This window comes from Vibrio iocasae (genome assembly GCF_042245395.1).
GTDB lineage: Bacteria > Pseudomonadota > Gammaproteobacteria > Enterobacterales > Vibrionaceae > Vibrio > Vibrio iocasae.
In genome coordinates this window covers 805,326-819,022 of the sequence record NZ_CP145310.1, presented here as the reverse complement: position 1 = coordinate 819,022, position 13,697 = coordinate 805,326, and the positions used below count along the sequence as shown (strand labels likewise).

The window sequence follows — 13,697 nt, the reverse complement described above, 5'->3', positions numbered from 1 at the left end:
GCCACTAAGCTTCACTTTCTGCTGGAACTTCATTAGCCGCGAAGTTGGTTACGTACACGCGGAAGTATGCAATAGACATAAATATCATCACAACAGTCGAAATGAGGTCAGATAATACCGTTGTTACTATGTTAATTGCCATCGAGGTATCCCCAACGTAACCAAGAATAGTGCCTGACACTATCTGGAAACCACCAATGAGTACAGATACCAATATCAGCTTTAGGGTTATTCCTTTCGTCTCTTTCCAGCTGGTATCTAGTGCAGAAAAAGGCTTTTTCTTGTTTAAGACGACTTCAAAGTCTGCAAATCCATATCGAGCTGAAAAATATAAGCCCGGAATAATCAAAGCAATCATTCCAAGCATGACGGCAACACCATAGATAAAATACACAATGATTAAATCAAACCACTCACGGAACGACACCGTTTGTTCAATAACTCGACCGGAGGCAACAGAGGCCATAAATTTGATAAATCGAACCATAAGATAAGTATGCACAATACTAAACATGCACAGATACATGAGATAAACCCAGTTATACTCATAGACGCTACTCATTACTTCAATAACAGGACTTAAAACAGCTGTAATTATCGCAAAAGGACCAAAGATTCTGAAAATAGTGTTGAAATTTAGTGTGCTGAAGTAATAGCACTCAGTGATAAGTTTCTTCATTTAAAACAACTGTATAAATAATATTGCTCGGTAGTATATCAAATTTTTATATGTTGCAAATCCAGTCCAGTTCGAGAGAGGGAGTTAACTCACAACAACAGATTGCTATATAAGAGCTAGGGTCTGCTTCTTATTAATGCGTCCAGATATATTCATTGGCGTCTTCGTGGCGTCCATTTAACAACACAAAGTTTTTAATGTTAGATTCTTTGTTAAAACCATTATTTTCCAGCGCTTTACTAGAACCGATATTGCTCGTTAACGCTATCGCCTTCAAGGTAGTAATCTCAGTAAACTGAACAATATACTGTTGTATTAAACTGATTGCCTGAGATGCTACGCCTTGGCGAGTAAATCTCTCCCCCACCCGATAACCAAGTATTCCAACTGTGGGTTCAGACTCGTCGATGGTCAGGTTTAAACGACCGCATAACTCCCCATCAGGCGTCCAAAGCAACATTGGTATAAGGGTTTCATTTTCATACTGTTCTAAAAACGTCTCTATCTGCGACTGAACACCTGAAAGAGAGTAAAAGCTATCTAATCTGGGAGGGATATGTTTCTCAAACCATTGCCTGTTTTCTAACTCGAAATCTAATAGCTTTGCAGTGTCAGCCTGACTGATAATTTTTGCAGAAATTTCCATTTGTTTTCTAGCCGCAGATAAGTGATAGGGATCGTTTGACGGAAATACGCCTCAGCGAATCAAATCTAATATTCTCTTAAACTCGGGAGAGCGACAGTCCTCAACAAGTTCATAAAGACACATTTCCAGCCCAGTGATAGAAGCACCCGCATCTTTCATGCGATTTATACCAAGTTCTACATTCGAGGCAGAACGAGACGAGACACAATCGCTAACCAGTTCTATTTTGTAACCCATATCAATCAAACCTCTGGCTGTTTGATAGACGCAAATGTGCGCTTCTATACCACAAACTAACCAGGTATCTATTTTCATGTTTTTTATAGCCTGCTCAAAATCAGGAGCTTCGAAGGCATTAAACGTATATTTAACTATTGGTTGTATACCATTGAGTTGATTCGTCAACTCGCTGACTGTGTCGCCAAGTTTTTCAGGGTTTTGCTCAAGAAGAATAATCGGAATTTCAAGAGCCTGCGCACCTTGAATCAGCTTCTGACAATTGGAGATTACAGTATCGCTATTGTGCACCAATCTTGCGAGTTTACCTTGTACATCAACAACAATAAGCCCAGTTTTTTCCCTTGATAACATTTAATCCTCCTTGGATTGAGCTAACTTTTTACGCTCCCAACACCTTTGAAGTATTTCGTGTTTTTCTTTTGGAGTAGACTCCGACCAGTCCAAAATCTCCTGTAGAGTTCGAAAACATCCGATACAGATATCTTTATCGTCAAGGCAGCAATTTCGAACACAGGGAGAATTCACGACACGTTTTCTTTTTATAAAACCAGTTACACAATGTTAACAATTGCATAGTGAGAATACAAAATCCAGCTAGACTCGTTCTTGCCCGAAACAGCAGCTTTACTTACAGAAAGTCTCTATATACAGGGCTTCAACTTTGTCTCTTGCCCACTGCGTTCGACGTAAAAACTTCAGCGAAGACTTTATTGATGGATTGTTGTAAAAACAGTTGATTTGAATCTTCGAATCCAACCCTTTCCAACCATAATGTTCTTGCAGTCGAACTAGCATTTTTTCAAGAGTGATGCCATGAAGTGGGTTGTTCGGTTGTTCTTGACTCATTTTAAGTACCTGTTGTTCGATGAGAAGGCGGAGTGTAACAGAAGCTAGAGGTTAAATCGCCTTGCTATGAACCCGGACCTTATTATGCTACTAGCCGTTTCGTAGCCTGATTACATTGATTCTTAAGGCCGTAACTTAACCGCTGTACCGAAAACGAGTATTTCTGACGCACCATCAGTAACCGAACTCGTTGTAAAGCGTATCCCGACAATTGCATCTGCATTTAACTTTTCAGCGTCTGCAATTAATCGTTCTACCGCTATATTCCGAGCTTCCATCAACATCTCTGTATAGCCCTTGAGTTCACCCCCGACTATCCCCTTCAAACCTGCCATTATATCTCGGCCAACATGTTTAGACTGGACTACATTCCCATTAACAACGCCCAATACGGCTTCTATTTCCTTGCCTGGAACTGTTTCTGTTGTTGTAAAAATCATAATTTACCTTAGAACATTATGTCATGTGTTGAACTCTTCTAGCACTGGTATAGCCGGTTTTGCTTTGCTGGTAACATTGTGTCTTAAACACTTCGTTATGCCACGTTTCTTGCGCGAAGTTTCTTCCATGCGGTTTTTAAAAATTGCTTAAAATTTACTGGGATTACTACAAACAAAGCCACTCCGTGATTAAAGTTTGGATTCAAGTTGCAATAATATTGAATTTCGAGCTTGTTACTATTTTCAAAGGACTCTAGTTCGCTTTTCGCGTAATTGCTTATTCGATTTACAGGAACCAAACAACGCAAAGGCTCGGTTAAACTAAGGTCTCCATCAGGATTAAAACGGTTGAAGATTTCACCCGGAGCTTGGTGGTGAGGATGAGGCCAAATAATACCTGTATTTTTTGCTATAGCTCGATACATAGCAGGGCTAAGCATCGTATCTGCGTAATAAATTGTCTTCCAGGGCGCGCGCAGCCAGTACTTAAAGCTCTCAGACAACGAAAACTGGAAAGTATTCCCACCCTTTCGATAGTCACGTAGAAATCCCGCCGAGGCTCGAATTACTGTAATTTTTGATTCGTCAGTGAACGTAAGCAAACAATAACCAACAACTTGGTGACCATCTAAGTAAAGCCTAAGCTTTCGTTCAAATGCATCAGAATCATCAAAGTATTTAGCTAAATAAGCCTCTGGAGTCACGTTTGAAAAACTTGAGCCGATTATTTCAATGATGGACTTTCGCTCAGAATCAGACAACCATCGCTTGCTCTGAGCTAAGTCTCTAGTTACTAACTGCATATCTGATTACTCCTGAACCCCGGTTGCATAATGCCTAGCTAAGATGCGGCTAACTACTACAAAACCCAAACATTGCTACCGTATACACTGAAGCCAACCAAACCAAAAAAATACCAAAGGTTAGCTGCCACTCTTAAACAATTTGTTATGTGGTTGCCCCACGTAGACCGATTAAGTTTCCAAAGGGATCTTCAAGTTGGCACATAGAGAGTCCATTTTCGACCTCCATTGGACCACGATATAAAGATGCCCCAAGAGCTTCTAAACGAGATAATGCTACAGATAAGTCACTCACAGACCAATAGAGTACAGTCCCCTTTTTACCCTCAGAAACCTTGTCGTCAGATTGAACAATTTCGAGAGAAAAACCGTTTGCGTTGAGTACCGTGAAATCAAAGTCTGGAAGATGAATTGGAACAGCTTCAGGAAACGCTTGCTGATACCACTGAAGCCCTGCCTCCACATCGGGAACATAAACAAGAACTGCTACTGGGGTCATAGATCCTACCTGCCACATAACGCCAAATTAAGGTATGAACAACGCTACCACCTTACCTAAACCATTGTGCCATAAACACTAAACTGGCTTGAAGTGAAAGCGCCGAGCGTTGTGAATCACTCTTAAATTTATTGTTAGTTTGCCTTTCGCACAAATCGCACGATTTAATCGTATTGACCATTTTGTGCGACAAGCTATAATCTTACTGTAATTCCAAACTTGGAGACTGAGTATGCACACACTAACAGCAAATGATGCAAAGCGTAACTTTGGTGAGCTGCTTCTAAGCGCCCAACGTGAGCCAGTAAAGATTAGCAAAAACAGTAAAGATGCCGTGGTGGTAATGTCTATCAAAGACTATGAAGAACTAGAGGCAATGAAAACTGATTACCTTAAACATTGTTTCGAGTCAGCTAAACAAGACTTAGCACAAGGCAATGTAGTTGATGGGGAAGATTTCCTAAGCGCCTTGTAACCCACTATGCAAAAGAATAAATACAAACTAAGTAAATTGGCTCAGGCTCATTTACGAAAAATTAAAAGCTATACCATCAACAACTTTTCTAAAATGCAGTGGAACAACTATAAAGATACATTGCTAGCTGGGTTTCAAATGCTTGCCGACAACCCAGCCGTAGGTCACAGCTGTGATGAGATTTATCCAAGCAGTTTCTATTTTCCGGTAGGAAAACACACAGCTTACTTTACAAAGGAAGACGGTTTTATTTTAGTTGTGGCTGTACTTAGTCAATCGCAACTCCCACAAAACCACTTGTAGCTAAGACATCACCCTAAATAAAAACTGGGGTGATGATCTTGATTGGTAAACTAACGCCTTGATAAGGTGCGGCTAACCACCACGAAGCCTAAGCAAAGCCACCGTAATCACTAAACTCAACCGAACCAAAAATGCCAAAGGTTTGCCGTCACTCTTAAGCAATTTGTTATAACACTGTGCTACAGATCGTCTTCAGACAGCAACTGTCGACAATTGCGAACTGTCAGAATACGAACTTCAAGACCTAGACTATAGATAATACGGTAATGGCCAAAGATGATTTCACGATAGTTTGTATTGGGCATTTCAGGAACGAAGCGCCCCATTTCAGGCATCGTTCCCAGAAGTTCAGCCTTATCAAAGATCTCGTTTACCCAGTTTTCCGCTGCTGATGGACTATCTAAAGAAATAAACTCAGCAGTATCACCTAGCTTTTGAAGAGCTAGCGGAGACCAAACTACTTTCATTTTTTGATACGTCCAAGAACTTGAGCACGAGCGTCTTCATTTGAAACCCCCAAACCAGAAGCTAGCTGAGATTCCGCTGCACGTATTTCTTCTAGTAACTCGATCTTCTCCTGCATCGCCTCATACTCAACGACATCTAAGACAACGGCAACACCTTTACCATGTTGTGTAATAACCAGTGGGCGACGAGTTTCATTGATTTGTTTTATGTAAGAAGCAACACCCGCTCGGAACTCCGATAGCGGTTGGATGTCTTGGTCGAAGCGGATACGGCTCATAGTGAACTCCAATCAGTACAAAATAACGTACAAATAATAGTTCAATTGACATTTGAGGGCAAGATTTGTGTGTTGTGTTATAACGAATGACATGGATTCCCCCTCCCGAGGATCAGCCACACTTATGTGGTCATTATTAAAACCGGAGGCACCATGTCTGATTATTCTTTTTTCTGCGGTATCGACTTAGCTAAAAACCACTTCAGTCTTCATGCTGTCGACCAGAATGGTAAAGTTCTAATCCACAAATCCGTTAACCGCTCTAACTTGCTGACTACAACAGCAAATATGCCACCGATGCGTATAGGACTTGAAGCGTGTGGTGGTGCACACTATTGGGCTAGGACACTTCGAACACTCGGACATGAACCACGCATCATGGCTGCCAAGTATGTCGCACCTTATCGAACTAAGGGCAAGAACGACCTCAATGATGCCGTTGCTATCTGCGAAGCGGTTCAGCGCCCCTCTACTCGATTTGTTCCGGTTAAATCACCCGAGCAACAAGCCATGTTGTCTGTTCACCGAATGCGGGAGCATTGGGTTCGTGAACGAACCGCTATCATGAATCGTATTAGAGCACTGCTTTCTGAGTTCGGCTTAGTTATACCTGTCGGTCGTTCATCCTTAATGAAACAAGTACCGCTAATGCTGGAAGATGCTGAAAATGACCTTCCTCAACTGGCAAGAGCTGTACTTCATGATGCCTATCAGCATCTCGATATACTCAATCAGCGTATTGCTGATACTGAACATACTTTTGATACCTTTGCTAAAGCCAGTGACAACGTTCAGCGAATAATGAAAGTCAGAGGTATTGGCCCTCAAACAGCAACGGCAATATTGGCATCAATAGGCAATGGCTCCCAGTTCGATAAAAGTCGGGACTTCTCAGCATGGTTAGGTTTAGTACCCAAGCAATACTCCACAGGCGGAAAACCACGACTTGGCAGAATAACCAAACATGGCGACAAGTACCTTCGAACACTTTTAGTTCATGGAGCGAGAACAGTTATCTCCAATCTGGGAGATAAACAAGACAGGTTGAGCCAATGGTGTAGAGGCATATTAGAGCGAAGGGGGATGAATCGAGCCATTGTTGCACTGGCTGCTAAAAATACTCGTATCATCTGGTCACTGCTACACAATCAAACAGAGTATAAAAATTACGCTGCCTAAGCGCTTTACGTCTTAAGCAGCGTAACAAGATTCACACCCACCGGGTCATAGCGGACGCAATGGATGGAGATAGGTTAAGACCACTAGCGGAGAGCCTGTTAATGCGGCGGACACATTATGATGTCATCTAACGAATAAGGCACCGCAGTCGCGCATAGTCATCAGGGCCACGACGTATGCAAATCGTCGATAAGTAGGCCGAATGTAGAGCGGCAGTCCAAAACCCATCACTTGAAGTTTAGCGGACGTTTGACAACCGGGGGAATCCATGTAGCCCTGTTAAGGTGATGAGATGGTCTCCCCCTAACACTTCACACGGCCTTGAGCCATGCTTGGAGTGTTCAGGTCCTGAAGCAAAAGGAGAAGACCATGACTCAGCATAAAATCATCAGCATCGACTTAGCAAAAAGTATTTTCTTTCTTTTTGAAATCAATCATAAAGGAAAGAATCTCGGTCGAAAAAAACTCCCGCGAAGTAAACTACTTAACTACATCGCAACTCAAACTCCATGCATTATTGCCATGGAGACTTGTTCAGGGGCTCATTGCTGGGCTCGTGAGTTCAAAAAATTTGGGCACGAAGTCCTGCTATACCCGCCCCAACACGTCAAAAATCAACGCCGTAAACAAAAGAACGACTATAACGACGCTGAAGCAATTGCTGAACTCGCCTGATTAATCAGGTTCGGGGGTTAATTGCCGAATATGGCATTGTTATTCCCAAAGGAAAAGCTTCTTTTAGACAAGCAATTCCTGAAGTTCTAGAGGATGCCGAGAACCAACTATCACCAATATTACGTGAACTGGTATCACATCAATACGAACGCTATTTATATATTGACGAACAGATTAAATGGTTTGAAGACAAGCTCAACCAAACCGTCAAACAGTTTGATAATGCCAAGCGACTGATGTCTATTCCAGGCTTTGGCCCGCTCACTAGTCAAGCAGTCGCCGTCTGGCTCGGCTCTGGTCAACAGTTCAAAACTGGACGTGATGCATCCGCGGCGATGGGGCTCGTTCCAAGGCAAGATACAACAGGCGGTAACGTGATTCTTATGGGAATAACTAAGCAAGGTAACACTTACATTCGCTCGTTACTGGTTCATGGAGCACGGGCGGCTTTAAGACGAGCCAAGTATAAATCCGACAAACTGAGTAAATGGATGCTTGAGCTACAAGAGCGACGAGGGGCTAATCGTGCCTCGGTAGCACTCGCGAACAAACTTATGCGAATCGCCTGGGCCGTCACAACCAAAAATGAAGAGTATCAACCAACATAAAAAACAACCATCACCAACCCTTTGCAAAGTACGTAGTAAGATGAATAACAGGATAATCCTACACGTTGAAAACCTTGTGCTCACACTGGCTTTTACAGTCGATAAGGTGATTAGGACTTCGTGTTCGACTGCCTCATCTTGGCCAAGGCAATAGCCGCGAAAACAGGCCGTATATATGGTAGTTAACCTGCACTTTGAATCACACTGCTGACTTGCAAAACAGGGGGAGACCATATATGTGAGCGACGCTTGGCTATACTTGAGCGAAGCGAAACTGCCAAGCGTTGCGAATCACTCTTAAATGCTTTGTTAGCTATGTTTTTCCAACACCCCTCGGAGCTTAGCTACCGTATGCTGACTGTAGACTTTAATCCCATTTCGCTCGAGCAATGCAGTAGCTACCCCTGAACCATCGATTTTAATCCCGTTGAATGTGCCATCATAAATTTTTGAACTGCCACAGGAAGGACTGCCTTCTGCAAGTATTGCGTACTTTATTTGCTCTGTGTTGCACAGTTCCAAAGCCTTCTCTGCCCCACTTATAAACTGTTTAGTAACATCGATGCCATCATTTCCAACGACGTTTGCCAAACCATCGAGCACATCAACACCTTTACCAGTAATGATTTCGGCAGGCGCTCTAGGAATAGGCAAACCTGCTGATACTTCAGGGCAAAAGATCACTAGCTCGGTGTTTGACTTGAGCCAGAGTAACTCAGGTTCTGGCATCGATAAGCAGCTCGCATTGTATCTAACGTTGTTTCCAACCAAACATGAACTAACAAGAACTTTTACCACTGGAACTCCTTTATATGCGAGAAATAGCTAACGCTAAGCTAATAGGCAAAAAAAGCCCTATAACTTCAATGAAAACAACGATAACACTAAACCTAACCGGAACCAAAAGTGCCACACATTTTTTGTCCCTTTGAGCGCCTTGTTATACCGCTTGATTCAGGATAAAATGACCGAAATTAAGACCACTTAAGAGACTGATTATATGACCACTAGAATTTTAGCGGATGTTGCTGCAAGCATTACTGAGTTAAAAGCTAACCCTATGAAAGTCGCTACTAGTGCTTACGGCGAACCTGTTGCTGTATTAAACCGAAATGAGCCAGCATTTTATTGCGTACCTGCCGAAGCATACGAAATGATGATGGACAGGCTCGAAGATCTTGAACTGCTTGCTATCGCTAATGAGCGTGAGTCTGAAGAGAGCATTTCGGTAAATATTGATGACTTATAAGCTCGACTTTAAGAAAAGCGCACTCAAAGAGTGGAAAAAGCTTGGCTCCACGCTACAGCAACAGTTTAAGAAAAAGCTAATTGAACGCTTAGACAATCCACATGTTCCGGCTTCAAAACTATCCGGTGCTGACAACATGTATAAAATTAAACTTCGCCAATCTGGTTACCGTCTAGTCTACAAAGTTGAAGACGATGTCATCATTGTAACCGTTTTAGCTGTAGGAAAGCGCGAACGAAGCGATGTTTATCGTAAAGCTATGAAAAGGTTAGATGATTGATTGCGGTATAACGCCCTGTTAAGGTGTGAGCAACGCAATACCGAAGCTTCCGCATACCACCTTAAACACAAAACGCAACGCATAGCAAAAATGCCAAGCGTTGCGAATCACTCTTAAACAGATTGTTAGGTTTTATAGCACAGGGCTAAACGTATGGGTACAGTGAGGATGGTCAGGGAGCTTGCGCTCATTATTCCATTCACCATCGCCATAAGATGACTTTATACGCTCTAGCATTACGCGAGCACTATGATTCGCACCTGCTAATTGCTGAGAACACTTCGACGAAGCCTGTTCACTTGAAGAGTGATCTACAAAGCAATCATCACTTCCGCTTTCAATGATTGTTTCCAAGACAGCCTGATTATAGAACCTACTAACTTGCGTCCTTACTAAACGCTCCGCCCAACCACTTGCAAACACACGGTTATCGCCAGAAAACATACTATGCTGACGAGGTAGCCTATGTTCAGTTTCAGCAATCGCTGCGTTTAAATCTATTTGCAAATCAAAGAAGTCAATTAAGATTTCTCGAAAATCTTCCAACCGACTACCACCAGTCGTAACTTTACCTGCAATTGGTTCAGATTGGACTAAGTCCAACGCTTTGCGCTTAAGAGAAGAGTTATTGGTTAATGACTCTGGAATTTCGTGAAAATCTTTAGCATAACTAGCTGTCATACAGCCTCCACTTTTAGTTTACAGAGGAAAGCAATTGCTAACCCTAAGTGCTATATGGAGACAGATAACCACATTTAAATAGTGGGTTATGATATTACACTAGTTGCACTTATTTTTGCGAGTTCAAACACGAAACCTAACGCCCAATTAAGGGGTGAACAACGCCTCCACCCAAACCTAAAACATTGTGCCATAAACACTAAATTTGAAGTAGAAGCAAAAATGCCAAGCGTTGTGAATCCCTCTTAAATTGCTTGTTAGCATACTTTTCTTTCGGGCAGGTATGCTAACAATGACTCTTTGTTTTTTGCATATAACTGTTCATGAGAACACGAAACAATGAATTTATTGTACGAATTGACCTCATCAATATTCAACTCCTTATGCTCTTTTCGGTCACGGGTAATTAATAGAGCTAACTTTGGTGAAATTGGATAAAACAAATTGAACTCCATCGCATTTTCATTTTTACCTCTTCCCCTCATATCTAGATTGAATAAGGGCTGATCTCCAGTTATAAACTCTAGAGTTGTAGAATTACTGAGCAAACTAAAATGGCCTGAAGAGTAGATCCAATTACCAACTACGTCCCCCATTAACAGACACAAAACTTTAGATAATTTGTCTGGGCTAAACAGTCCTGTATACATAGGGAAAGCAGCTTCAACTTCTCGAAGAGAAATTGATGATGATTGTCGCCCTCGGTTTGTACGACAATACTGGACACCTAAGAAGCGCGAAAAGTCTATTTTACTTTGCATATTATCCAACCAAGACAAGTCCTTGTCCCATAGGCTTTCAATAGTTGCTTCTGCTTTGTGCTCAATAGATGTGTGATATTCTTCAATTCCATTTCTACGTGTAAGTTGATCTCCCCGAGATACCACGTCGTAAATTTCTAAGGTACTCAAGCTAGTCTCATAACTAGTAGGATGCATCTTCTTTATAAAGCTAATCACCAATTTCCGTTCAAAATCATTTAAAGGTTCAGCCTCGTAAAAAAAACGTTGTTGCCCAATGTTATCCCTTGAGGTAGGGAATATTTTTCCACTTCTATTACACCAGACTTTTTCACCCTTAAGCCATGGGCTTAAATAATGCTTCCAAATATAATGCTGCTGTTTTTTATTATTCATACATTCCTACAGGTAAACATGTTTGTGAAGTGATTAAGTATGCTAACGCTTTCTAAACGGTTTCTTTCCATCTATCTCACTTCGACTCGTCCATCTATCGCACGAACCAACGCTCTAGAGTTATCAGTTAACCGTTTGATTAATAAATTAATAGTAAACAGTTCAGCTTAGTTGACAACTCAAAAATACGGAAATCATCCTTATATCACACTAAATTTTACTAAGAATCAGATACTGTTCATAAAACCAGTTAAATCGAGTATATGTTTGCCAGACACTATGCGTATAGGACTGTCCAAAGCTACATTTATTGGATTAAACAGTACATTTACTACAACCAGAAACAACATCCTGACAAACTAGATGAATCTCACGTTGAGGCATTTCTTACCTACCTCGCTACGTCAAGGAACTCTTCACAGAAAACACAAGCCATTGCCTTAAACTCTATAAATTTTTTGTACAAAGAGATCATTAAGCGCCCACTTTCAATGGAACTGAGATTTCAACGCTCGGCAATTGAAAGAAAGATACCTGTAGTGCTTACACGCAAAGAACTCGGCCGACTTTTTCAGGCTATCAATCCCATATACAAACTTCACGCCCAAATGTTATATGGTAGCGGGTTAAGGCAAATGGAACTCCTTCGATTAAGGTATCAGGATATCGACTTCGATTTTGGTGTCGTTAGGGTCTGGCAAGGTAAGGGAGGCAAAAACCGTCAAGTTACACTTGCAGAGGATCTACATGCAGCACTTGAACTACAACAGCAGATAGTAAAAAGGTACTTTGAGCAAGATATTGTCAATGAGCACTTCGCTGGAGTATGGCTTCCAGACGCACTAAACAAGAAATATCCCAATGCAAGTAAAGAGCTAAAATGGCAATATCTCTTTCCGTCTGGAAAACTTTCGGCTGATCCAGAAACAGGCCAAATCAGGCGCCACCATATCAACCCGAGCGCATTAAGCAAGGCTATCAAGCAAGCATCTAAAAAAGCGGGGCTAATAAAGCACGTCACGTGCCACACATTAAGACATAGTTTCGCAACCCACCTACTTGAATCGGGAGCTGATATTCGAACTGTTCAGGAGCAACTAGGACACAAAGATGTGAAAACAACACAAATCTATACCCACGTACTAAACCGAGGAGCCAGCAACGTTACTAGCCCCCTGCAACTGCTTTCTACGTGATAATTAACTTAACCAATGCCCTACTGCACTATCCAGGCTACTAATGATTTCACTTTCACTGAGCCCATGTTGCTCAGCAAAAACAAGGCATGCGCCTAAGCCACAACCTTCGATGACATAGCCTTTTTCGTACATTCGGATAGCTTCATATTCAGACAGCAAGAAATCTGCTTTCGGGGTGGTTAATCGACAATTATCAGGCAGTGAAAATGCCGCAACTCTTGAGTCCTCACATTCCAATACCCATTTGGTGGTTGAGATTGAAACCTCGTTAACCGGAGAACTACCATTCATCGCAATAACAGGAGCAAATATCATTGCACCACCAGCAAAGTTTAGTGATTTGCACGGTGACTCTAGCAATGAACAACAAGCTCGCTGCACTGGATCTGACAACTCATTATCAACTCGATATTGGTTTACATCTAATGCGAGTTCCGAAGATTTCTCCCACAGAGATTCGAGTAGTTGGGATTTAATAGCCAGCTTTTGTGGATCTTTGGTACTTCCTGCAAACCAGAGCGATTCATCAATCCAACGGCGAAGCCATAGCGTAGCGAAAGTCGTTCCTCCAATTCCGGATTCCGCAATCAGGTGTTCTTCACCCTCTTCAGCTTGTCTTTTAAGTTCAGGGATAAGCTCCTTTTGAATAAGCTCCGCTTCATCACCAATGTTGCAATGGTGAACAACCACATCATCCAGTTTGCAGTCACTAAAGTCTGGTGTGTTATCCAGTCCAAGTTGATAACAGTGCAGTCGAATCTTGAACCCTTTTTTCTGAAGCGCTCTAAACAAGCCATGTACCAAAATCGCGGGGGTAACAGAGCCATTGCCTAACACAGGTGATGGATGAAACTCTCCATTGAGAAGCGTGTTAGCATGTCCGCAGGCAATTTGCTCTGTATCGCGGGTCGGATGAAGCTGCATTAATCCCTCTCCTGCCCCTGCATCGCTGATTTGATGCAGGTTTGGAACCGGAGCAACCGAGTTCAGAGTAATATAGTTCAACCAACCCAT

22 protein-coding genes are annotated in these 13,697 nt (G+C 42.0%); 8 read left to right on the top strand and 14 right to left on the bottom strand.

What is annotated here, in order from left to right; all coding sequences use genetic code 11:
- Positions 1–4: 4 nt before the first annotated feature.
- The 8 genes from SNR28_RS03810 to SNR28_RS03775 form a co-directional block, all read right to left on the bottom strand.
- On the bottom strand, positions 5–679 hold the full coding sequence (locus SNR28_RS03810) for a hypothetical protein (protein ID WP_375749696.1): 675 nt from the start codon (positions 677–679) through the stop codon (positions 5–7).
- A gap of 133 nt (positions 680–812) precedes the next feature.
- Positions 813–1,325 carry a GNAT family N-acetyltransferase gene (locus SNR28_RS03805; protein ID WP_375749695.1) on the bottom strand — a complete coding sequence of 171 codons (513 nt, stop codon included), beginning with the start codon at positions 1,323–1,325 and terminating at the stop codon, positions 813–815.
- Between the two features lie 51 nt (positions 1,326–1,376).
- Positions 1,377–1,916, bottom strand: a complete 540-nt coding sequence (locus SNR28_RS03800) for a hydrolase (protein ID WP_375749694.1) — start codon at positions 1,914–1,916, stop codon at positions 1,377–1,379.
- Positions 1,917–2,108 (bottom strand): DUF1289 domain-containing protein, encoded by a 192-nt coding sequence (locus SNR28_RS03795; protein ID WP_375749895.1) that lies wholly within the window; start codon positions 2,106–2,108, stop codon positions 1,917–1,919.
- Between the two features lie 81 nt (positions 2,109–2,189).
- Entirely contained in the window at positions 2,190–2,411 is a 222-nt protein-coding gene (locus SNR28_RS03790) for a VF530 family DNA-binding protein (RefSeq protein ID WP_375749693.1), read from the bottom strand.
- A gap of 122 nt (positions 2,412–2,533) precedes the next feature.
- Positions 2,534–2,851, bottom strand: coding sequence for a heavy metal-binding domain-containing protein (locus SNR28_RS03785; protein WP_375749692.1), 318 nt, complete (start codon positions 2,849–2,851; stop codon positions 2,534–2,536).
- A gap of 95 nt (positions 2,852–2,946) precedes the next feature.
- Positions 2,947–3,654, bottom strand: a complete 708-nt coding sequence (locus SNR28_RS03780) for a hypothetical protein (RefSeq protein ID WP_375749691.1) — start codon at positions 3,652–3,654, stop codon at positions 2,947–2,949.
- A gap of 145 nt (positions 3,655–3,799) precedes the next feature.
- On the bottom strand, positions 3,800–4,153 hold the full coding sequence (locus tag SNR28_RS03775; protein WP_375749690.1) for a VOC family protein: 354 nt from the start codon (positions 4,151–4,153) through the stop codon (positions 3,800–3,802).
- Positions 4,154–4,385: 232 nt separating this feature from the next.
- Here SNR28_RS03775 and SNR28_RS03770 point away from each other — a divergent pair, with 232 nt between their 5' ends.
- Both SNR28_RS03770 and SNR28_RS03765 read left to right on the top strand, forming a co-directional pair.
- The gene (locus tag SNR28_RS03770) at positions 4,386–4,628 is read left to right on the top strand and encodes a type II toxin-antitoxin system Phd/YefM family antitoxin (protein WP_045957228.1); all 243 of its coding nucleotides are present in this window, start codon (positions 4,386–4,388) and stop codon (positions 4,626–4,628) included.
- Between the two features lie 6 nt (positions 4,629–4,634).
- Complete coding sequence (locus SNR28_RS03765) at positions 4,635–4,931, top strand: type II toxin-antitoxin system RelE/ParE family toxin (protein WP_375749689.1); 297 nt, start codon at positions 4,635–4,637, stop codon at positions 4,929–4,931.
- A 179-nt stretch (positions 4,932–5,110) separates the two neighbouring features.
- On the opposite strand, the gene SNR28_RS03760 is transcribed toward SNR28_RS03765, so the two are convergent.
- Positions 5,111–5,398, bottom strand: coding sequence for a type II toxin-antitoxin system RelE/ParE family toxin (locus SNR28_RS03760; protein WP_375749688.1), 288 nt, complete (start codon positions 5,396–5,398; stop codon positions 5,111–5,113).
- Entirely contained in the window at positions 5,395–5,676 is a 282-nt protein-coding gene (locus SNR28_RS03755; RefSeq protein WP_375749687.1) for a type II toxin-antitoxin system Phd/YefM family antitoxin, read from the bottom strand. Before SNR28_RS03755 ends, SNR28_RS03760 begins: the two co-directional genes overlap by 4 nt.
- 153 nt (positions 5,677–5,829) lie before the next feature.
- Between SNR28_RS03755 and SNR28_RS03750 the strand changes: the two genes are divergently transcribed.
- From SNR28_RS03750 to SNR28_RS03740, 3 genes are all read left to right on the top strand, one after another.
- A complete protein-coding gene (locus tag SNR28_RS03750; RefSeq protein ID WP_375749686.1) occupies positions 5,830–6,855 on the top strand; it encodes an IS110 family transposase in 1,026 nt (341 codons plus the stop codon).
- 369 nt (positions 6,856–7,224) lie between these two features.
- Positions 7,225–7,530, top strand: coding sequence for a transposase (locus SNR28_RS03745; protein ID WP_375749685.1), 306 nt, complete (start codon positions 7,225–7,227; stop codon positions 7,528–7,530).
- Positions 7,527–8,138, top strand: a complete 612-nt coding sequence (locus SNR28_RS03740; RefSeq protein ID WP_375749894.1) for an IS110 family transposase — start codon at positions 7,527–7,529, stop codon at positions 8,136–8,138. The genes SNR28_RS03745 and SNR28_RS03740 overlap by 4 nt, the downstream gene beginning before the upstream one ends.
- Before the next feature lie 309 nt (positions 8,139–8,447).
- Here SNR28_RS03740 and SNR28_RS03735 read toward each other — a convergent pair whose 3' ends face one another.
- A complete protein-coding gene (locus SNR28_RS03735) occupies positions 8,448–8,936 on the bottom strand; it encodes a DUF523 domain-containing protein (protein WP_375749684.1) in 489 nt (162 codons plus the stop codon).
- A 202-nt stretch (positions 8,937–9,138) separates the two neighbouring features.
- Between SNR28_RS03735 and SNR28_RS03730 the strand changes: the two genes are divergently transcribed.
- Entirely contained in the window at positions 9,139–9,387 is a 249-nt protein-coding gene (locus SNR28_RS03730; RefSeq protein ID WP_375749683.1) for a type II toxin-antitoxin system Phd/YefM family antitoxin, read from the top strand.
- Positions 9,377–9,667 carry a type II toxin-antitoxin system RelE/ParE family toxin gene (locus tag SNR28_RS03725; RefSeq protein WP_005377002.1) on the top strand — a complete coding sequence of 97 codons (291 nt, stop codon included), beginning with the start codon at positions 9,377–9,379 and terminating at the stop codon, positions 9,665–9,667. The genes SNR28_RS03730 and SNR28_RS03725 overlap by 11 nt, the downstream gene beginning before the upstream one ends.
- A 132-nt stretch (positions 9,668–9,799) precedes the next feature.
- On the opposite strand, the gene SNR28_RS03720 is transcribed toward SNR28_RS03725, so the two are convergent.
- A complete protein-coding gene (locus SNR28_RS03720; RefSeq protein ID WP_114780090.1) occupies positions 9,800–10,348 on the bottom strand; it encodes a hypothetical protein in 549 nt (182 codons plus the stop codon).
- A gap of 257 nt (positions 10,349–10,605) precedes the next feature.
- Positions 10,606–11,484 carry a DUF4238 domain-containing protein gene (locus tag SNR28_RS03715; RefSeq protein WP_375749682.1) on the bottom strand — a complete coding sequence of 293 codons (879 nt, stop codon included), beginning with the start codon at positions 11,482–11,484 and terminating at the stop codon, positions 10,606–10,608.
- A gap of 263 nt (positions 11,485–11,747) precedes the next feature.
- Between SNR28_RS03715 and SNR28_RS03710 the strand changes: the two genes are divergently transcribed.
- Entirely contained in the window at positions 11,748–12,680 is a 933-nt protein-coding gene (locus SNR28_RS03710; protein WP_375749681.1) for an integron integrase, read from the top strand.
- Positions 12,681–12,683: 3 nt separating this feature from the next.
- On the opposite strand, the gene SNR28_RS03705 is transcribed toward SNR28_RS03710, so the two are convergent.
- Complete coding sequence (locus SNR28_RS03705; RefSeq protein WP_375749680.1) at positions 12,684–13,697, bottom strand: hypothetical protein; 1,014 nt, start codon at positions 13,695–13,697, stop codon at positions 12,684–12,686.